General features: G+C 65.3%; 15 protein-coding genes and 3 pseudogenes. 12 read left to right on the top strand and 6 right to left on the bottom strand.

Going from position 1 to position 18,551, the window contains the following annotated elements; all coding sequences use genetic code 11:
- Positions 1–108 precede the first annotated feature (108 nt).
- Positions 109–375, bottom strand: coding sequence for a hypothetical protein (locus tag ACRQ5J_RS06205; protein WP_432381856.1), 267 nt, complete (start codon positions 373–375; stop codon positions 109–111).
- A gap of 136 nt (positions 376–511) precedes the next feature.
- Here ACRQ5J_RS06205 and ACRQ5J_RS06210 point away from each other — a divergent pair, with 136 nt between their 5' ends.
- Positions 512–1,063, top strand: a complete 552-nt coding sequence (locus tag ACRQ5J_RS06210; RefSeq protein WP_432381858.1) for an SCO family protein — start codon at positions 512–514, stop codon at positions 1,061–1,063.
- 15 nt (positions 1,064–1,078) lie between these two features.
- Positions 1,079–2,134 carry an AI-2E family transporter gene (locus ACRQ5J_RS06215; RefSeq protein ID WP_432381860.1) on the top strand — a complete coding sequence of 352 codons (1,056 nt, stop codon included), beginning with the start codon at positions 1,079–1,081 and terminating at the stop codon, positions 2,132–2,134.
- A 1-nt stretch (position 2,135) separates the two neighbouring features.
- Here the strand turns inward: ACRQ5J_RS06215 and ACRQ5J_RS06220 are convergent, their stop codons facing one another.
- Both ACRQ5J_RS06220 and nhaR read right to left on the bottom strand, forming a co-directional pair.
- A complete protein-coding gene (locus tag ACRQ5J_RS06220) occupies positions 2,136–3,473 on the bottom strand; it encodes a hemolysin family protein (protein WP_432381862.1) in 1,338 nt (445 codons plus the stop codon).
- 142 nt (positions 3,474–3,615) lie between these two features.
- Positions 3,616–4,518, bottom strand: coding sequence for a transcriptional activator NhaR (gene nhaR, locus ACRQ5J_RS06225; RefSeq protein WP_432381864.1), 903 nt, complete (start codon positions 4,516–4,518; stop codon positions 3,616–3,618).
- A 101-nt stretch (positions 4,519–4,619) separates the two neighbouring features.
- Between nhaR and ACRQ5J_RS06230 the strand changes: the two genes are divergently transcribed.
- The 4 genes and pseudogenes from ACRQ5J_RS06230 (at position 4,620) to ACRQ5J_RS06245 (ending at position 7,646) form a co-directional block, all read left to right on the top strand.
- Entirely contained in the window at positions 4,620–5,669 is a 1,050-nt protein-coding gene (locus ACRQ5J_RS06230; RefSeq protein ID WP_432381865.1) for a DUF475 domain-containing protein, read from the top strand.
- Between the two features lie 82 nt (positions 5,670–5,751).
- A complete protein-coding gene (locus tag ACRQ5J_RS06235) occupies positions 5,752–6,327 on the top strand; it encodes a TerD family protein (protein WP_432381866.1) in 576 nt (191 codons plus the stop codon).
- Between the two features lie 24 nt (positions 6,328–6,351).
- Positions 6,352–7,049: pseudogene (locus ACRQ5J_RS06240) on the top strand (TIGR00266 family protein).
- A gap of 15 nt (positions 7,050–7,064) precedes the next feature.
- Positions 7,065–7,646 carry a TerD family protein gene (locus ACRQ5J_RS06245; RefSeq protein ID WP_432381868.1) on the top strand — a complete coding sequence of 194 codons (582 nt, stop codon included), beginning with the start codon at positions 7,065–7,067 and terminating at the stop codon, positions 7,644–7,646.
- Positions 7,647–7,799: 153 nt separating this feature from the next.
- On the opposite strand, the gene ACRQ5J_RS06250 is transcribed toward ACRQ5J_RS06245, so the two are convergent.
- Positions 7,800–9,119 (bottom strand): porin, encoded by a 1,320-nt coding sequence (locus ACRQ5J_RS06250; protein WP_432381869.1) that lies wholly within the window; start codon positions 9,117–9,119, stop codon positions 7,800–7,802.
- Positions 9,120–9,322: 203 nt separating this feature from the next.
- Here ACRQ5J_RS06250 and ACRQ5J_RS06255 point away from each other — a divergent pair, with 203 nt between their 5' ends.
- From ACRQ5J_RS06255 to ACRQ5J_RS06280, 6 genes and pseudogenes are all read left to right on the top strand, one after another.
- Positions 9,323–10,141, top strand: a complete 819-nt coding sequence (locus ACRQ5J_RS06255; RefSeq protein WP_432381870.1) for an HDOD domain-containing protein — start codon at positions 9,323–9,325, stop codon at positions 10,139–10,141.
- Positions 10,142–10,265: 124 nt separating this feature from the next.
- Positions 10,266–11,017: pseudogene (locus tag ACRQ5J_RS06260) on the top strand (FadR/GntR family transcriptional regulator).
- 301 nt (positions 11,018–11,318) lie between these two features.
- Entirely contained in the window at positions 11,319–12,230 is a 912-nt protein-coding gene (kdgD, locus tag ACRQ5J_RS06265) for a 5-dehydro-4-deoxyglucarate dehydratase (RefSeq protein ID WP_432381871.1), read from the top strand.
- Positions 12,231–12,302: 72 nt separating this feature from the next.
- Positions 12,303–13,880 (top strand): aldehyde dehydrogenase (NADP(+)), encoded by a 1,578-nt coding sequence (locus ACRQ5J_RS06270; protein ID WP_432381873.1) that lies wholly within the window; start codon positions 12,303–12,305, stop codon positions 13,878–13,880.
- A 1-nt stretch (position 13,881) separates the two neighbouring features.
- Positions 13,882–14,760 (top strand): SMP-30/gluconolactonase/LRE family protein, encoded by an 879-nt coding sequence (locus ACRQ5J_RS06275; RefSeq protein WP_432381875.1) that lies wholly within the window; start codon positions 13,882–13,884, stop codon positions 14,758–14,760.
- 2 nt (positions 14,761–14,762) lie between these two features.
- A pseudogene (locus ACRQ5J_RS06280) lies at positions 14,763–16,318 on the top strand (glycoside hydrolase family 43 protein).
- A 73-nt stretch (positions 16,319–16,391) separates the two neighbouring features.
- Here the strand turns inward: ACRQ5J_RS06280 and ACRQ5J_RS06285 are convergent.
- On the bottom strand, positions 16,392–16,874 hold the full coding sequence (locus tag ACRQ5J_RS06285; RefSeq protein ID WP_432381877.1) for a hypothetical protein: 483 nt from the start codon (positions 16,872–16,874) through the stop codon (positions 16,392–16,394).
- 87 nt (positions 16,875–16,961) lie between these two features.
- On the bottom strand, positions 16,962–18,545 hold the full coding sequence (locus tag ACRQ5J_RS06290; protein ID WP_432381879.1) for a pectinesterase family protein: 1,584 nt from the start codon (positions 18,543–18,545) through the stop codon (positions 16,962–16,964).
- Between the last annotated feature and the right edge of the window lie 6 nt (positions 18,546–18,551).

Raw genomic sequence — 18,551 nt, forward strand, 5'->3', positions numbered from 1 at the left:
TTTTGCAACCATGGCCTGTAGCGTAGAGGAGATGCTGAGCCCGATGGGCCGCCGACACCTGCAATGGCGACCAGCTGCATTGTGGTCATAGGCTCGATGGGCAACATGTCAGACCCCGACTTTATTAGCCAGTAAATCCAGCAATCGACTGCGCCAAGGCAGATCTGCGAGGTATTTTTCTCTGGTCGAGAAGACCGACTGTCCCAGCCGGTTGGTATGATAGGCGCGAAGGAAGGAGCCGCTTGTTTCAAGCAAGCTCAACGTGGTCTCCAGCGGGATACCTGTCTCCGTCGCGAGGTCGGAGGCCGTGTGCCAAACCTCTTTTGAATGGCGGATCGCGGCGCGAATCTTTTCTTTGGCGTCACTTTCGTTCATGATTGCCTCTTAAGCAGTATTTAAGCGGTGATAATGGCATCATGCGGGTTAGACCGGCGTGGGCCGAAACAAGTTCAACTGAAAGACCACTCTTGATGAAAAAGTTCTCGCGCTCGCACTGATCGCTGTTTCCCTGTTGTCCGCCTGCGGCGAGAAAGCAGCCGAAGCGCCCAGGCAGGCGTTCCAGAGCACCGACCTGACCGGCGCCACCTTCGCCAGGGACTTCGCGCTCACCGACCACCACGGCAAGCCACGCACCATGGCCGACTTCAGGGGCAAAGTCGTGGTCATGTTCTTCGGCTACACCCAGTGCCCGGACGTCTGCCCGACCACCATGGCCGAAATGTCCGAAGTGATGAAGCAGCTCGGCCCGCAAGCCGAGCAGGTGCAAGTGCTGTTCGTCACCGTCGACCCGCAGCGCGACACGCAACAGCTGCTGGCCGAATACGTGCCGGCCTTCGACAAGCGCTTCCTCGGCCTGTACGGCAGCGCCGAACAAACCGCCGCGGTCGGCAAGGAATTCAAGGTCATCTATAACAAGGTCGAGGGCAGCAGCAAGGACAACTACTCGATCGACCACACCGCCGCCAGCTACGTGTTCGACAAGCAGGGCAAGCTGCGCCTGCTGCTGCGGCCGGGCCAGGGCACGGGACCGGCCGTGCACGACATCAAGCTGCTGCTGTCCTGATCGCCGGGCGGCCGCATGAAACAGCGCTTCCAACCGTTCACCCGCCTGGCCGCCGTGATCCTGCTGGTGATCGGCTGCCTGATCGTGCTGCGGCCGTTCCTGGCGGCGATCCTGTTCGCCGCCGCCATCACCATCTCCAGCTGGCCGCTGTATTTGCGCCTGCTGCCGCGGTTGAAGGGACGCCGCACCATCGCCGCGCTGGTGATGAGCGTCGGCCTGACGCTGCTGATCATCGTGCCGCTGACGCTGGTGACCTGGAACATCGCCGACAACGCCACCTCCTACTACGACCAGATCAAGGCCGGCCTCGGCAGCGGCACGCTGAACGCGCCGGCGTGGCTCCGCGACATCCCGCTGGTCGGCGAGGCCATCGAAACCTATCTGAACACGCTGCTGCACGGCCGCGACGAGCTGCTCGACGCCGCCCGCAACCTGCTGGAGCCGGGACGCCGCCTGCTGCTGGGCGGCGGCATGGTGCTGGGCTCGGGCGTGGCCCAGGTCAGCCTGGCAGTGTTTGTCAGCTTCTTCCTGTACCGCGACGGCCAGGCCATCATTTACGCGCTGGCGTCCGGCATGGACAAGCTGATCGGCGAGCAAAGCGTGATCGTCGCCGACACCGTCAGCCGCACCGTGCGCGGCGTCATGTACGGCATCCTCGGCACCGCGCTGGCGCAGGCGGTGGTGGCCGCCGTCGGCTTCCTGATCGCCGGCGTGCCGGCCGTGACGCTGATGTCGGTGGCGACCTTTTTGTTCTCGCTGATCCCGGTCGGGCCGCCGCTGATCTGGGGCGCGGCCACCATCTGGCTGTTCAACCACGGCGACACCGGCTGGGCCATCTTCATGTTCTTCTGGGGGATGTTCGTCATCAGCGGCGTCGATAACGTGATCAAGCCGCTGCTGATCTCGCGCGGCAGCAGCCTGCCGTTTGCGCTGGTGCTGCTGGGCGTGATGGGCGGCGTGCTGGCGTTCGGCTTCGTCGGCCTGTTCATCGGCCCGACCTTGCTGGCGGTGGGCCTGGGCCTGCTGCGCAAGTGGACCGGCGACGAACTCAAGACCGAGGCCCAGCCCTAGCTTAGTCCTGGTCGGCGTTGTCCTCGGTGTCATCCTTCGGGATGACTTTGACCAGCAGGATGCGCGGGCCGTTCATCTTCTTGGCGACGATGTCGAAGTTGCGGAAGCTGATGCGCTGGCCCTGTTTCGGGATGTCGCCCAGCTTCAGCATGATCAGGCCGCCGACCGATTCGACTTCCTCCATGCCCAGTTCCTCGTTCTCGATATCGATGCCCAGCATGCGCTCCAGCGAGAAGATCGGCAGGCTGGCCTTGCCGATCAGCGTGCCGTCCGGCTGCTTGAGCCAGTCGTTCTCGTTGAGGCGGAACTCGTCGTGGATTTCGCCGACCATCGCGCCCAGCAGGTTGTCGAGGGTGATGAAGCCGACCGGGCGCTTGCCTTTCTCGCCGATCAGCGCGAAGTGCGGCGCGCCGTCGCGGAAGCGGCGGAACTGCTCGAGCGCCGGGGTGCGGGCGGAAATCGTCTCGACCGGGCGCAGGAAGGCCAGCAAGTCGGCGATCGGCCGGCCCGACTGCATGGCGAAGAACAAGTCCTTCAGGTGCACCACGCCCAGCACGGTTTCGCCATCCTTGTCGTAGTACGGATAGCGGCTGAAGCGGTTGCGCAGCATGGTGTCGAGGTTGTCCTTGAGCGAGCGGCCCGCGTGCAGGCTGATCACCTCGTTGATCGGGCGCATCAGGTCGGACACGGCCAGGTCGCTGAAGTCCAGCGAATGGGCCAGGATGTTGCGCTCGTCCTGGTTGAACTTCTCGCCCGGCTGGCTGGTGCGCAGGATCAGTTTCAGCTCTTCCACCGAATAGTGGCTGTCGTGACCGCCTTTGCCGGCCAGGCCCGCCGCGCGCAGCACCATATTGGCGCTGGCGTTGAGCAGGTAGATGAACGGGTACATCAGCCAGTAAAAGCCGTACAGCGGGATCGCGCTCCACAGGCCGATCACTTCCGGCATGCGGATCGCCAGCGACTTCGGCGCCAGCTCGCCGACCACGATGTGCAGGAAGGAAATGACGCCGAAGGCGAAAATAAAGGCGATGCCGTGGATCAATTCCGGCGAGGTGACGCCGATCGCGTGCAGCAGCGGCTCCAGCAGGCTGGCGAAGGCCGGCTCGCCGACCCAGCCCAGGCCCAGCGAGGCCAGCGTGATGCCGAGCTGGCAGGCGGACAGGTAGGCGTCCAGCTCACCGTGGACCTTGCCGAGGATGCGCCCCTTTAATCCTTGCGTTTTGGCGATGGCGCGGACACGCGTTTTTCGCAGAGTGACGATGCCGAACTCGGCAGCGACGAAGAAACCGTTCAAAGCAACCAAAAACAGGGCGAGAACGACAAGCAGGACGTTTTGCATAGGGGCCGAGCGGCGGTATTCCGTAGTTGAAACCACCATCTTAAACGACTGCGGCTGAATCTGCGTGAAACTGGTGCGCTGAAAACCCGATAAATGCGCGGCAGTTTGACGGATTTATTAACTTTTATCGTCCGATGCGCGCTCACGCGAACAAGCCGCTGTGCACCTCGTTGAGGATGGCCTCGATGGCCGGGTGGGTGATTTTGCGGGCGTTGGAGATGGCGTAGAAGTGTTCGCGCAGCTCGGGCACGTCGCCGACCAGCACCGCGCCGAATTGCTCCTCGATGTCCTGCGCCAGCGCCGACGGCGCGAAGAACAGGCCGAGGCCGTTGCGGCCGAAGGTGTTGAGCATGGCGTTGTCCTCGAACTCGGCGACGACCTCGGGCCGCACCTTCTGCTCCAGCAGCCAGGCGTCGATGCGGCCGCGCAGCGCGTTGTTGCGGGTCGGCAGCAGCAGCGGCGCGCCTTGCAGGCTGTGCGGGAAGTGGCGGCGGTATTTGCGCGCCAGCTTCGGCGCGCCGAACAGCTTCATGCCGCTTTCCCCGAGCAGGTGGCTGAACACCTTCAGGCTGCCGCCGGCGCGCACCGTGCGGTCGGTCAGCACCACGTCCAGCTTGCCGAGCGCGAGGTCGGCCAGCAGGTTCTCGAACTCATCCTCCATGCAGACCAGGTGCACGCGCGTGTCCAGCTGCTGCGTCGCCTGCAGCAGGCGGAAGGCGATCAGCTTCGGCAGCGAGTCGGAGATGCCGACGCTGAGCCGCATCTTGCCGGTTTCCGCTTCGTCCAGCGCCTCCTGCAACTTGTCGCCGAGCGCGAAGATCTGGTCGCAATAGCTGAGCGCGAGCCGTCCCGCCTCAGTCGGCACCAGCCGCCGTCCCTGGGGCTCCAGCAGCTGCTTGCCGACCGATTGTTCGAGCGACGCGATCTGCATGCTGACCGTCTGCACCGCCAGCCCCAGCCGCTCGGCGGCACGGGTGACGCCGCCTTCGCGCGCCACCATCCAGAAAAAATACAGGTGCCTGAAATTGAGTCCGCTGGTTTTCATCTTCGGTTTTTATGAAGTAATACTTCAATTATCTTCTATTTTTCAATATGCCGTTTTTCTTTACACTCGCCCACTCAATAACATAACAACGAAAGCACGGGATGCAGCACTTCAGAATCTCTTTCATCGTCAGCTTTATCTGCCTCGGCCTGTCCGCCTGGTGGGGCTACGAACTGGCGGGCGTCGGCGGCGCGCTGTCGGCCTTTGGCATTGCCTTGATCCTGGCGGCGATGGAAGTGTCGCTGTCGTTTGACAACGCGGTGGTCAACGCCTCGGTGCTGAAGAACTGGGATGAATACTGGCAAAAGCTGTTCCTCGGCGTCGGCATCATCATCGCCGTGTTCGGCATGCGGCTGGTGTTCCCGCTGGTGATCGTGGCGGTGGCCGCCGACATCAGCATCGCCCAGGTGTGGACGCTGGCGCTGAACGACCCGCAAACCTACTCGAAGCACCTGACCGACCACCACGCTGAAGTGGCGGCCTTCGGCGGCATGTTCCTGCTGCTGGTGTTCCTCAACTTCCTGCTGGACGAGGACAAGGAAACCCACTGGCTGGGCAACTTCGAGAAGAAACTCGGCTCGCTCGGCAAGGTCTCATCGATCTCGGTGATGATCGCCATCGGCGTGCTGCTCGGCTGCATGGGCCTGGTGGCGGAAGGCCAGAAGCTGGTGGTGCTGATCTCGGGCCTGTGGGGCATCCTGATCTACGTCGGCGTCGACAGCATCAGCACGCTGCTGGAAAAGGAAGAGGAGGGCGGCAGCAATGTCGGCGAGATGGTCAAGCGCGGCGGTATTGGCGGCTTCCTGTACCTGGAAGTGCTCGATGCATCGTTCAGCTTTGACGGCGTGATCGGCGCGTTCGCCATCACCACCGACGTCGTGATCATCATGCTGGGCCTGGCGATCGGCGCGATGTTCGTGCGCTCGATGACGATATACCTGGTGCGCAAGGGCACGCTGGACCAGTTCCTGTACCTGGAGCACGGCGCCCACTACGCGATCGGCATCCTGGCGGCGATCATGCTGGCCAGCATGAAGTTCCATGTGCCCGAGATCTTCACCGGCCTGATCGGCGTGGCCTTCATCGCGGCATCGGTGTGGTCGTCGGTGCGCCACCGCCGCAAGCAGGCCGCGCTGGCCGTGGCGGCATAAAGAATTCGGCGGGCCGTTCATTACGGACAACGGCTCGCCGCCTGCAGGACCAAGTCCGGTTTTCATTGAAGGAGCAATACAAATGGCAATCAGTCTGCAAAAAGGCGGCAACGTCAATCTGAGCAAGGAAGCGCCTGGCCTGAGCAAAATCGTGGTCGGCCTGGGCTGGGATGTGCGCAGCACCGATGGCAGCCCGTTCGACCTGGACGGCTCGGCCTTCCTGCTGAAAGCGGATGGCAAGGTGCGTAACGACCTCGACTTCATCTTCTACAACAACCTGAAATCGACCGACCAGTCGGTGGCCCACTCGGGCGACAACCGCACCGGCGACGGCGCCGGCGACGACGAAACCGTCACCATCGACCTGACCCGCGTGCCGGCCGACGTCGACCGTATCGCCATCTGCGCCACCATCCACGAGGGCGACGCCCGCCGCCAGAACTTCGGCATGGTGCAGAAGGCCTTCATCCGCACCGTCAACGGCGCCACCAACACCGAGATCGCCCGCTACGACCTGTCGGAAGACAGCTCGACCGAGTCGGCCATGATCTTCGGCGAGGTGTACCGCAACGGCGGCGACTGGAAGTTCAAGGCCGTCGGCCAGGGCTTCAAGGGCGGCCTCGGCCCGCTGGCCGGCTCGTTCGGCGTCGGCGTTTAAGCGATCGCAAAGGACTCACAAATCATGCCTGTATTTACGATCACCGGCGACTTCGATCCATTCCTGCATGTGTCGATGCGCCAGGGAGAAAAATCTACTGCGAATCGAACGCCATGGTGATGATGGAAGCGGCGCTCGACCTGAAGGGCAAGATGACCGGCGGCATCGGCGCCGCGCTGATGCGGCGCTTTGCCAACGGCGAGTCCTTCTTCCAGCAGCACATCGAAGCGGTGCGCGGCGACGGCGATTGCCTGCTGGCGCCCACGCTGCCGGGCGCGCTGCAGGTTCTCGACGTCGGCCATCACCAGTACATGCTGAGCGACGGCTGCTTTGTCGCCGCCACCGCCAGCGTCGAGCTGAAGGTGCGCACCCAGGGCGTCGGCAATGCGCTGTTCGCGCAAAGCGGCGGCTTCTTCGTCACCGAAACCAGCGGCGTCGGCCAGGTGGCGGTGTCGGGCTTTGGCGGCATCTCGGAACTGGAGGTGACGCCGGGGCGCGACGTCATCATCGACAACGCCCACGTGGTGGCCTGGGACAGCCGGCTGCAGTACGAGATCTCGATGACCACCGGCGGTGGCGGCGGCTTCCTCAGCAACCTGGTGAACAGCCAGACCAGCGGCGAGGGCATGGTGCTGCGCTTCGCCGGCCAGGGCAAGATCCTGATCTGCTCGCGCAACAGCGCGGCGCTGCAATCGTTGCTGATGCGCCAACCCGCACAGTAAAGTAAAGGAGTAACTATGTCAGTCAATTTGAGCAAGGGCCAGAAAATCTCGCTGGAGAAGGAAGCCGGCGGCGCGCTCGGGCGCGTGACCATGGGCCTGGGCTGGGACGCCATCAAGACCAAGGGCTTCCTCGGCTTCGGCGCCAAGACCGAATCGGTCGACCTGGACGCCTCGTGCGTGCTGTTCGACGAGGGCCACCGTCCGGTGGACGTGATCTTCTTCCGCCAGCTGAGGAGCAAGGACGGCAGCGTGGTCCACACCGGCGACAACCGCACCGGCGCCGGCGATGGCGACGACGAGCAGATCAATGTCGACCTGAACAATGTGCCGGCGCACATCAAGAGCCTGGTGTTCACCGTGAACAGCTTCACCGGCCAGACCTTCTCGCAGGTGGAGAACGCCTATTGCCGGCTGCTGGACGCGGCCAACGGGCGCGAAGTGGCGCGCTTCAACCTGTCGGTGCAGGGACCGCACTCGGCGCAGATCATGGCCAAGCTGTACCGTCACAATGGCGAGTGGAAGATGCACGCCATCGGCGAAAACGGCAATGGCCGCACGTTTGACGACTTGCTGCCGCAAATCGCCCCGCATCTCTAAATTCTAATAAATTTCGGCTGTAGTCTTTGGCGGAGCACTGTACCGGCAGTGCCCCGCCTTTTTTCGCCCGTCGCTCCCGCGCCGGCGGGAACCCATGCCGAGTTTGCCAGTGAGGCGGCGCATGGACTCCCGCCTGCGCGGGAATGGCGATGCTCAGAACGAGTGGCGCAGGCCGAGGCTGACCATGGTGGTGCGGGCGTCGATGTTCTGGCCGGCGCCCGAGAACAGCGGCACTTCCTGCGTGCCCAGCGGGATCAGGATCGCGCCCGGACCGCCCGCCAGCGGCAGCGGCGTGGCGCTCGACACCACCGTCTTGCCGCGGCTGTCCTTGATGCCGCCGGCGCGCAGGTACAGCGCGCTACGCTTGGAGAAGTTGTAGTCGACGCCCAGCATCAGGCCGCGATCCTTGCCCTCGGTGTAGTTGGTGAAGCGGGTGTCGAGGAAGATCGCGCTCAGGTCGAAGGCGCCGATCGGATGCTTGAGCGTCGCGGTCCAGGTGCGCACTTCCGGATCGGTGTTGCCGCGCAGCGCGAACTTGGCGTTGTGGCCGGCCACGGCGATCGAGGTGCCGACGTTCGGGATGGTGTACTTCACCGCGCCCATGTAGGAGGTGAATTTTTCGCCGAAGAACAGCGGCACCAGCGTGGTGCCCGACACCACGCCGATCGGCACGTTGTCGAAGTTGTTGCGGTGGTAGGACGCCAGCGCCACCAGCGATTCGGTGCGGTAGGCCAGCATGGCGCCGGCCGCCTTGCCGCGGCCGCTGGCGGTTTCCGCGCCCGCCGTCAGGCCGCCGATGATCTGGCCGGTGGCGTTGGTGGCCACCGGCGTCGACGAGGTGGCGATCGAGCGCGCCGCGCTGATGCCGCTGCCGATGCCGACGTTGGTTGCGTACGAGACGATGGCGGTGATCGGGCCTTGCTTGATGGCGTAGCTGACCTGATTGTCCTGCCAGGTTTGCGCGGTGTTGACCACCAGGCCGGCGCCGAACAGGTCGGTCGAGCCCAGCGCTTCCGGCGTCACCAGATAGTAGGAGATCAGCATCGGGCTGGCCTGGCGGCCGATCTTGACCTCGCCGCCGGGCGTGGTCAGGCCGACATAGGCCTGGCGCCCGAACAGGCGGTTGTCGTTGGCCTGGCCGCCGTTGTCGATGGTGACGCCGCCCTCCAGCACGAACAGGCCACGCCAGCCGCCGCCGAGGTCTTCCACGCCCTTGAAGCCGATATTGCTCTGGCGCGTGTGCGACGGGCTGACGCGCTGGGTGATGGTCTTCGGCGCGGCGATGCTGTTGGGCACCGGCGTGGCGCCGCTGACGCCGAACAAGGTGCCCTGGACATTGCCCTGGCTCTTCTCGACGCGGTCGAAGCCGACATCGAGCGTGCCGTAGATGGTGACGGAGGATTGGGCGACGGCGTGGCCGGCGAACAAGGCAAGTGCGCTCAGGCACGCTGCGGATGCGGCGGTTCTCTTCATGTGGTTTGTCTCCGATATTTATGGTTGTACTCGGTAGCTCGACTCTATAGCAGTTGCCTTAAAAAGGCACGAGTGTTCGGATAATTCGTGGCTGGAACAACACACTTGCATCGGTGCATCCAAACTTACGTTTTGCAAGCCAGCGCTGGCCCCGCCGGCGGCGGCGCTGCGGCGCCTGGCGCGGTTAGCGGTATAATGTTTCCATGGAAAAACTCAAAGACTTCTCGCAGATCGTCGCCCAGGCTGCACGCGGCGAACTGGTCTTCCCGACCAGCGTGAACGCGGCGCTGCGCCTGCAGATGGCGCTGGCCGACCCCGATTGCGAGATGGACGACGTGATCCGCAAGGTGCTGGGCGAGCCGCTGCTGGCGGCGCGCACCGTGGCGCTGGCCAACGCGGCGGTGTTCAACCGCGGCGGCACGCCGGTCACCAGCGTGCGCGCGGCGGTGCAGCGGGTCGGCTACCGCAATCTGTACACGATGGCGGCGGCCATGGTGGTGCGCCAGTTCGGCGCCCGCATCCAGGACCCGCAACTGCGCGCCCAGGCCGACCAGCTGTGGCGCCACACGGCGCACGTGGCGGCGCTGGCGCATGTGATCGGCCGCAGGCTGACCGCCTCCGATCCCGACACCGCGCTGTTCGCCGGCATCGTCCACGAGGCAGGCGGCTTTTACCTGCTGTCGCGCGCCGACGAAATGCCGGGCCTGCTGGACGACCCGGCCGAGTGGATGGGCGCGGCGCAGGAAATCATCTCGCGCGAGATGATGAAAAAGCTGACCATTCCCGAGCCGGTCAGCCAGGCCATCGTCTCGCTGCGCGGCGCCACGCTGACGCCGCCGCCGCTGGGCCTGCGCGACACGCTGCTGATCGCCAAGCGCTTGGCGCCGGTGCGCTCGCCGTTCGCGCCGGCGCAGGACAGCCCGTCGCTGGAAGGCTTTATCGACGATAACGCGCTGCTCGACCGCATCCTGTGCGAATCGGCCGACGAAGCCGCCTCGATGAGCGCCGCGCTGCTGGTGTAAAGCCGCCAACTGTGGCGGAAATGCCATTCATCGCGCTGCAGACGCCACAACTCTGGCAAGATGCGCATCGTTTTACGCAGCAATGCGTGTATCCTATTAGTCGTCATACAACAGTTGAACCGCCATGAATCAGACCGTATCCGTTCCCGTCGCCGCCGCGCCTGCGCCCGTGCCGAAGAAGAAGCACCGCAACCTCGCGCAGGGCGTGGTCGAGGGCTTCACCGCCAGCATCCAGGCCGGCACGCTGAAACCGGGGAGAAACTGCCGACCGAATCGGTCATCATGGAAATGCACGGCGTCAGCCGCACCGTGGTGCGCGAGGCCATCTCGCACCTGCAGGCCGCCGGCCTGGTGCAGACGCGCCACGGCATCGGCACCTTTGTGCTGGAGCCGCAGCCGGCCAATATCTTCGCCGCCGACACCATCCGCACCATCGGCGATGTGCTGGCCATCCTGGAATTGCGCATCAGCCTGGAAACCGAGGCCGCCTGGCTGGCCGCCAGCCGCCGCAGCGAGGAGCAGGTGGCCCTGATGGACGCGGCGCTCAAGCGCATCGTCGCCGCGCCCAACCGCGCGGTGGCGGTGGAGTCGGACAAGGCGTTCCACCTGCTGATCGCGCAGGCCACCGGTAACCGCTATTTCGTCGATATCCTGAGCGATCTCGGCAACACCATCATTCCGCGCGCGCGGCTGGACTCGGAACACCTGGCGCATGACGAGCCGAAGGCTTACCAGGAACGCGTCAACCGCGAGCATGACGATATTTACCACGCCATCCTGCGCAAGGATGCCGAGGCGGCCCGCGCCGCCATGCGTACCCATCTCAGCAACAGCCGCGAGCGCCTGCGCCGCGCCCAGCAAGAAGCCGCCGCCTGACCACCGTCGTTCCCGCGCAGGCGGGAACCCATGGGACGCCGGCCGGCAAGCGCAGCATGGATTCCCGCCTGCGCCGCGCCCAGCAGGAGCCGCCGCCTGACGCCGTCGTTCCCGCGCAGGCGGGAACCCATGGGACGCGGACCGGCAAGCGCAGCATGGATTCCCGCCTGCGCGGGAATGACGGAATTGACACAGATGCGATTAATCGCTTGCGTCGCCCCGCATCTAGTTGTACGATGTCATACAACACGGCGCGAAAGTGCTTTCCCCACCCCACTAGATGTCAATATTGGAGACTGTAATGCAACCGAATGACCTGAAAAAAATCCTTTCCTCCGGCCTGCTGTCCTTCCCGATCACCGACTTCGACGCCGAAGGCAACTTCCGCAAGTCGACCTATATTGAACGTCTGGAATGGCTGGCCCCATACGGCGCGAGCGCGCTGTTCGCCGCCGGCGGCACCGGCGAGTTCTTCTCGCTGACCCCACAGGAATACCCGGAAATCATCAAGACCGCGGTTGACACCTGCCGCGGCCAGGTGCCGATTCTGGCCGGCGTTGGCGGTCCTACCCGCGTAGCGGCCGCGTACGCCAAGGAAGCCGAGAAAGCCGGCGCCCAAGGCCTGCTGCTGCTGCCGCACTACCTGACCGAAGCGTCGCAGGACGGCCTGATCGAACACGTGGCCGAGGTCTGCAAAGCCACCAACCTGGGCGTGGTGGTCTACAACCGCGCCAACTGCCGCCTGAGCCCGACCTCGCTGGCGATCCTGGCCGACCGTTGCCCGAACCTGATCGGCTTCAAGGACGGCATCGGCGACATCGAACTGATGGTGTCGATCTGGCGCAAAATGGGCGACCGCTTCAGCTACCTGGGCGGCCTGCCAACCGCCGAAGTGTACGCCGCCGCGTACAAGGCGCTGGGCACCCCGGTGTACTCGTCGGCCGTGTTCAACTTCATGCCGAAACTGGCGATGGACTTCTACCACGCGGTGGCGTCGGACAACCATGCCGAGCAGAACCGCATGATCGACGAGTTCTTCCTGCCATACCTGGACATCCGCAACCGCAAGGCCGGTTACGCCGTGTCGATCGTCAAGGCCGGCGCCAAGCTGGCCGGCCACGACGCCGGTCCGGTGCGCGCGCCGCTGACCGACCTGAACGCCGAAGAAATGGACATGCTGCACAAACTGATGCTCAAGCAAGGCGCCCAGTAATCGTATAAGCTAACGGGTAAGCAAAATCAAAGCGCGGCTACGACCGCGCTTTTCACACATTAAGGAGTCAATATGCAAGTAGCAGGCGAAATGATCATCGGCCGCAGCGCGGTCCTGGGCAAAGAGGGCAGCGTCAAGGCTGTCGACCCATCCCGCAACGTCGAAATCGAACCAGCATTCGGCCTGGCCGGCGCTGCCGACCTGCAACGCGCTGTCGAACTGGCCAACGCCGCTTTCGATGTGTACCGCGAGACCAGCCTGGAGGCGCGCGCCAAATTCCTGGAAACCGTGGCTGACCGCATTCTGGACCTGGGCCCGGCCCTGATCGAACGCGCGATGCAGGAAACCGGCCTGCCGCAAGCCCGCCTCGAAGGCGAGCGTGGCCGCACCGTCGGCCAGCTGCGCCTGTTCGCCAAGGTGGTGCGCGATGGCCGCTTCCAGAGCGCGACGCTGGACAGCGCGCTGCCTGAGCGCACCCCGGCGCCACGTCCCGACCTGCGCCTGCGCAAGATCGGCCTGGGCCCGGTCGCCGTGTTCGGCGCCTCGAACTTCCCGCTGGCATTTTCGGTGGCCGGCGGCGATACCGCCTCGGCACTGGCGGCCGGCTGCCCGGTCATCGTCAAGGCCCACTCGGCCCACCTGGGGACCTCGGAACTGGTCGGCAAAGCCGTCGCCAAGGCCGTGGAAGAGTGCGGCCTGCCGGAAGGCGTGTTCTCGATGCTGATCGGCTCGGGCCAGACCATCGGCCAGAACCTGGTGGCCCACCCGTATATCAAGGCCGTCGGCTTCACCGGCTCGCGCGCCGGCGGCGTGGCGCTGATGCACACCGCTGCCGCCCGTAAAGAACCGATCCCGGTCTACGCGGAGATGAGCTCGATCAATCCGGTGTTCCTGCTGCCAGGCGCGCTGGACAATCCTAAACTGCCGCAGGCGTTCGCCGATTCGCTGACGCTGGGCGCCGGCCAGTTCTGCACCAACCCAGGCCTGCTGATCGCGCTGAAATCGGACAAGCTGCAAGCCTTCGTGGCCGCGGCCGCTGGCACCATCGGCGCCAAGCCGGCGCAAACCATGCTGACCCCGGGCATCCACAAGGCCTACACCGGCGGCGTCAAGGGCCTGGCCGGCGTTGACGGCGTGCAGCAGGTTGCCGCCGGCCAGGCCGGCGATCTGCCGTGCGGCGCGCAAGCGTTCCTGTACCAGGTCGACGCCAAGCGCTTCCTGACCGACACCGCGCTGGAAGGCGAAATCTTTGGCCCGACTTCGCTGCTGGTGGTGGCGGAAAACGAAGAAGAACTGCTGGCCGTGGCCGAGCACCTGGAAGGCCAGCTGACCGGCGCCGTGCACGCGACCGCCGACGACAAGGCGCTGGCCACCAAGCTGCTGCCTATCCTGGAGCGCAAAGTGGGCCGTATCCTGTTCAACGGCTTCGGCACCGGCGTGGAAGTGGCGCACGCCATGGTGCACGGCGGCCCGTTCCCGTCGACCTCGGACAGCCGCACCACCTCGGTGGGCGCGTCGGCGATCGACCGCTTCCTGCGTCCGGTGTCGTACCAGGACGTGCCGGCCTACCTGCTGCCTGAGTCGCTGCAAGACGCCAACCCGCAGAAGATCCCGCGCGTGGTGAACGGCGACCTGGTCTGGAACGGCTAAGATGGAGCGCGTAAGCGGCGTCACCTGCACAGTCGGCGAAAGCCCGACGTGGAGCGCTGCCGACAACGCCTGGTTCTGGGTGGATATCCCGGCCAGGCGCGTGTGGCGCATGGATGGCGCGACCGGCGCCACCCGCTATTGGGACAATGCCGAAATGGTTGCCTGCGTGGCGGCCAGGAGCGGCGGCGGCCTGATCGCGGGCATGGAAACCGGCATCTTCAGCCTGGAGCTGGGCGCGGATCACAGCGCGTCCGCCTTCAAGCTGGCGACGCCGGCGTCGGGCCTGAGCGAAGGCATGCGCTTCAACGACGGCCGCTGCGACCGCCAGGGCCGCTTCTGGGCCGGCACCATGTTCATGGACATGGGCGCCGCGCGCGCGGTCGGCCAGTTGTACCGCTACGACGCCGGGCGCGGCATTTCAGCGCCGTTCGTGTCCGAGCTGCTGACGCAGAACGGCACGGCGTTCGCGCCGGACGGGCGCACCATGTACCTGTCGGACTCGCATCCGCAGCGGCGCATGGTGTGGGCCTTCGATTACGACATCGACGATGGCGTGCCGAGCAACCGCCGCGTGTTCGCCGACATGAACGGCGAGGTGGGCCGCCCGGATGGCGCGGCGGTCGACGCCGAGGGCTGCTACTGGGTGTGCGGCAACGACGGCGGCTACATCGCGCGCTTCACGCCGCAGGGCAAGCTGGATCGCCGGGTCGAGGTGCCGATGCTGAAGCCGTCCATGTGCGCCTTCGGCGGCAAGGATCTCGATACGCTGCTGGTCACCTCCATCGTTTCCGGCAAGCCGGAAGATGCGGAGTGGGGCGGGGCGGTGCTGCTGCTGCGCCCGGGCGTGAAAGGCGTTGCCGAAACGCCGTTTGGAGCATGATCATGGGGCGGATACTTTTGCGGTGTCTGCCCTTTTTGTTTGCGGCGCTGTTGGCCGCATGCGCGACGGGGCCGCGCGACTACACCAATCCTGTTCTTCACGCCGACTATTCGGACCCGGATGTGATCCGGGTCGGCGAAACGTACTACCTGGTTTCCTCCAGTTTCAGCAATGCGCCGGGGCTGCCGCTGTTGCAGTCGCCGGACCTGGTCAACTGGACGCTGGTCGGCCACGCGCTGCCGCAGCTGGTGCCGGCCGAGGTGTTCGCCAGGCCGCAGCACGGCAAGGGCGTGTGGGCGCCGTGCCTGCGCTACCACGACGGCAAATTCTGGATTTTCTATCCCGATCCGGATTTCGGCATCTATGTAATTACCGCCAAGGACTTCGCCGGGCCATGGAGCGCGCCGCACCTGCTGGCGCCGGGCAAAGGGCTGATCGATCCGACGCCGCTGTGGGACGACGACGGCCAGGCCTACCTGCTGCATGCGTGGGCCAAGAGCCGCGCCGGTTTCGCCAATGTGCTGACCCTGCGCCGCATGGCGCCGGACGCCAGCCGCCTGCTGGACGACAAGGGCACGGTTATCATCGACGGCAACAAGCTGCCGAAGTACACCACGCTGGAAGGACCGAAGTTCTACAAGCGCGACGGCTACTACTATGTGTTTGCGCCGGCCGGCGGCGTGGAGTTCGGCTGGCAGTCGGTGTTCCGCTCGCGCACCGTCGGCGGGCCGTACGAGGACCGCATCGTGCTGGCGCAGGGTAACTCGCCGGTGAACGGTCCGCACCAGGGCGCATGGGTGCAGACGCCGCAGGGCGAGGACTGGTTCATGCACTTCCAGGACAAGCGCGCCTATGGCCGCATCGTGCATTTGCAGCCGATGGTGTGGCGCGACGGCTGGCCGCTGATCGGCAAGGATGTCGGCGGCAGCGCCGGCGAGCCGGTGGCGCGCTACCGCCTGCCGGTGGCCGGCCAGGCGGCCGCCGCGCCGCCGACCAGCGATGAATTCAATGGCGCCGCGCTGGGGCTGCAATGGCAGTGGAACGCGAACTGGCAGCAGTCGTGGTATTCGGTGGCGGATGGCCGCCTGCGTTTGTTCGGCCAACCGCGCGCGGGCAATTTGTGGGACGTGCCGTCGCTGCTGCTGCAAAAGCTGCCGGCGGAATCGTTTACGGCGACCACCAAGGTCGATGCGTCCGGTCTGGCAGAGGGGGCGTGGCGGGGTTGGTGATGTATGGTTTCGATTACACCTGGCTCGGCACGCGCCGCAGCGACGGCCGCACGACGCTGGCGCTGGTGAGCTGCTTCAAGGCGGAGGCCAACTGCCACGAGCGGCAGGAGGCGGGTGTCGATTTGCCATCGCCGCAGGTGTGGCTGCGCATGCAGGTGCTCGCTGGCGGCGTGACGCAGTTTTCGTACAGCGTGGATGGCGACAAGTACACGCCGATCGGCGCGCAATTCACGGCCAGGATGGGCCGCTGGGTCGGCGCGCAAATGGGCTTGTTCAGCGCCGGCAACGGCGGCCACGCCGACATCGACTACTTCCGCGTCACGCCCTGAGCCGTTTGGCTGGGTTGCCGATCGTGACGTTGGTAATATCTTTTACTTTCCTAACGGCTCCAGGCGGGAGTAGTTATTGCTTCTTCAAAGTCATTGCGAACTGGGTGATCCATTTGTCTTTGAGGTAGATTTCGCTGAAGGCTTCGTAGGCGTCGGCGTTGATGGTCCATTTGACGCGGTAGGGCAGGGCTGTGCCGTCGGCGCCGATGTAGCGGGTTTCGGGGAAGTCGAGGCCGGTCGCGGTCGGCTTCATCGTGCCGTGGCTGTGGCCACCGCCGTTTTCAATGTACAGGTAGGCGACTTGCTTCGCCGCCGCGTCGTAGTAGTACAGCGTTTCGCCCACATAGTCCGGCTTGCCCGGCGCCCGCACGGTGTGGACGTCGCGCAGCGCCTTGCCATCCAGCGCCCATTGGAAGCAATGCTCGTCGGTGCGCTGCCCGCCCGGGAATTCCCCTTTCCAGCAATGCCCCGCCAGGAAGGCCATCGGCTTGAGCACGTCAGGCGGCGCGGCCTGGGCGGCGGCGGGGAGCAGCAACAGCAGGAGCAGTGGACGCATGATGGGCCTCTCGATCTGGTCCGGCCAAGTATATGCCAACGCCCGCGCCGCAAGGTTGCGCCGGCGCGACGGCCGGCGCGGTACACGTCAGCGCGGCGGCGCCCAGCCCAGCACCGATGCCGGATCGCTGTAGTGACGAATCGTCGCCGCGTCGCGCTCCATGGTCAGCTGGCGCGAGGCCGGATGTCGCTGGCTGACGTCCACCGGCGTGCCATCCAGATTGCGGCTGTTGAACTCCCAGAAGCGCACCTGGGAAGTGTCGCCACTGATCGGCCCCCAGCCGGCCGGACTGATGCCGCTGAGCGTGGCGTTGAGCAGCACCGCCTCCGCATGCGGGTAGCCCTTGCCCTTGTTGACCGGTGAACGCGCCAGCTCCGTCTGACCGCCGTCCAGCGTCGTGAAGCGGCAGTTCAAGAACACGTTGCCATGATTGGCCGCCGTATTCCGTATCCACATGAAGGCATGCCTGGAGCGGATATCGCAGCGCTCGAAGAACGCCGGCCCGCGTCCAAGGATGGTGTCGCCGTCGCCGACGATTTCCACATCAGCCAGATAGGTGCTGCCGTTGACCTGCAAAGCGTCGCCAGAGCCGATGATGGTGGTGTTGGCGACGATGTTCTCCGAACCGGTAATCAGCAAGCCTTCGGCCTGGCCTTTGAGCGTGGTTTCCAGCGTCAGGTCGCGCAGGTGCACGCCCTTGACGTTATCGGCCGCAAACGCCGCGCGGCGCGAAGGGAAGGTGCCCGGCACCTCGTTGGTGCTGATGTTCGGCGGGTGAGGATTGAAGACCTCATTGTTCGCGTAGTGTATGCGCACCTTGTCGCGCTGCTCGCCCTGCAGCGTGATGTTGGACTTGTTGCGGAAGTAGACCAGTTCCTCGTAATCGCCATTGCGCACGAAGATGGTCACGCGCCTGGCCGGATGGTCCGGCACATAATCCAGCGCGCCTTGCACGGTGCTGAAATCCCCCGTGCCGTCGGCGCTGACCACCACGCGTCCGGCGTCGGCGGCGGGACCGCGCGGCTTGGTGCTGAACTGCCATTGCAGCGGCATGCCGAATACCTCTGCGTCGACTTGCACGCGATAGCGCTTGCCGTAGTCGAGCAGGTTGTGGTGCGGGTAGATCGTCGCCGTCTTGTCGCGCACGATCACCGGATGGAAGTGGAAGCCGTCCGTAAAGCCGCCGATGATGGTCAGCTGGTAGCGCGTGTCGCCCGGCGCGGCGCCGGCGGAGGGCGTGCCGGCCCGGGTGTTGGCGTTGGTCGCGCGTGGGCCGTTGGCGTAGCCGTAGGGCGTCGCCAGATACGGCGCCTGCGGCAGCGTGGTGCGCTCCGTCGGGCCGGCGGGGATGCTCAGGTCCAACGTATCGACCAGCCGCCCGGTGACGGCGTCATGGATGCGGATCAGGCCAGACTTGCCCAGCACAGGCGGCTGGTCGAAGCGCAGCAGCAGATGCGTATCCGGATTGACCTGCTGCGCGCCGTCGGCCGGTAGCAGGGACGCCAGGCCCGCCGGCATCCCGGTAGGCGCGCTATTCGCCTCGGCTGCAACCGGCGCGGACTCCGACCCGGCGTCCGGCCCCACGCCCCGCGCCGCTGCCGGAGCGCCCGCCAACGCCGCCGCCATGGCGCTGGCGGCAAATAGCATGATGCCCGGCAGGCGCGCGCTCATCGTGGC

It is taken from the genome of Duganella sp. P38, from assembly GCF_050859475.1.
Lineage (GTDB): Bacteria > Pseudomonadota > Gammaproteobacteria > Burkholderiales > Burkholderiaceae_D > Rugamonas.

Excerpts from the sequence above, each read along its gene's own strand:
- ACRQ5J_RS06205 (WP_432381856.1), bottom strand. The coding sequence starts at position 375 with ATGAACGAAAGTGACGCCAAAGAAAAGATTCGCGCCGCGATCCGCCAT.
- ACRQ5J_RS06215 (WP_432381860.1), top strand. The coding sequence starts at position 1,079 with ATGAAACAGCGCTTCCAACCGTTCACCCGCCTGGCCGCCGTGATCCTG.
- ACRQ5J_RS06220 (WP_432381862.1), bottom strand. The coding sequence starts at position 3,473 with ATGCAAAACGTCCTGCTTGTCGTTCTCGCCCTGTTTTTGGTTGCTTTG.
- nhaR (WP_432381864.1), bottom strand. The coding sequence starts at position 4,518 with ATGAAAACCAGCGGACTCAATTTCAGGCACCTGTATTTTTTCTGGATG.
- ACRQ5J_RS06230 (WP_432381865.1), top strand. The coding sequence starts at position 4,620 with ATGCAGCACTTCAGAATCTCTTTCATCGTCAGCTTTATCTGCCTCGGC.
- ACRQ5J_RS06235 (WP_432381866.1), top strand. The coding sequence starts at position 5,752 with ATGGCAATCAGTCTGCAAAAAGGCGGCAACGTCAATCTGAGCAAGGAA.
- ACRQ5J_RS06245 (WP_432381868.1), top strand. The coding sequence starts at position 7,065 with ATGTCAGTCAATTTGAGCAAGGGCCAGAAAATCTCGCTGGAGAAGGAA.
- ACRQ5J_RS06250 (WP_432381869.1), bottom strand. The coding sequence starts at position 9,119 with ATGAAGAGAACCGCCGCATCCGCAGCGTGCCTGAGCGCACTTGCCTTG.
- ACRQ5J_RS06255 (WP_432381870.1), top strand. The coding sequence starts at position 9,323 with ATGGAAAAACTCAAAGACTTCTCGCAGATCGTCGCCCAGGCTGCACGC.
- kdgD (WP_432381871.1), top strand. The coding sequence starts at position 11,319 with ATGCAACCGAATGACCTGAAAAAAATCCTTTCCTCCGGCCTGCTGTCC.
- ACRQ5J_RS06270 (WP_432381873.1), top strand. The coding sequence starts at position 12,303 with ATGCAAGTAGCAGGCGAAATGATCATCGGCCGCAGCGCGGTCCTGGGC.
- ACRQ5J_RS06275 (WP_432381875.1), top strand. The coding sequence starts at position 13,882 with ATGGAGCGCGTAAGCGGCGTCACCTGCACAGTCGGCGAAAGCCCGACG.
- ACRQ5J_RS06285 (WP_432381877.1), bottom strand. The coding sequence starts at position 16,874 with ATGCGTCCACTGCTCCTGCTGTTGCTGCTCCCCGCCGCCGCCCAGGCC.
- ACRQ5J_RS06290 (WP_432381879.1), bottom strand. The coding sequence starts at position 18,545 with ATGAGCGCGCGCCTGCCGGGCATCATGCTATTTGCCGCCAGCGCCATG.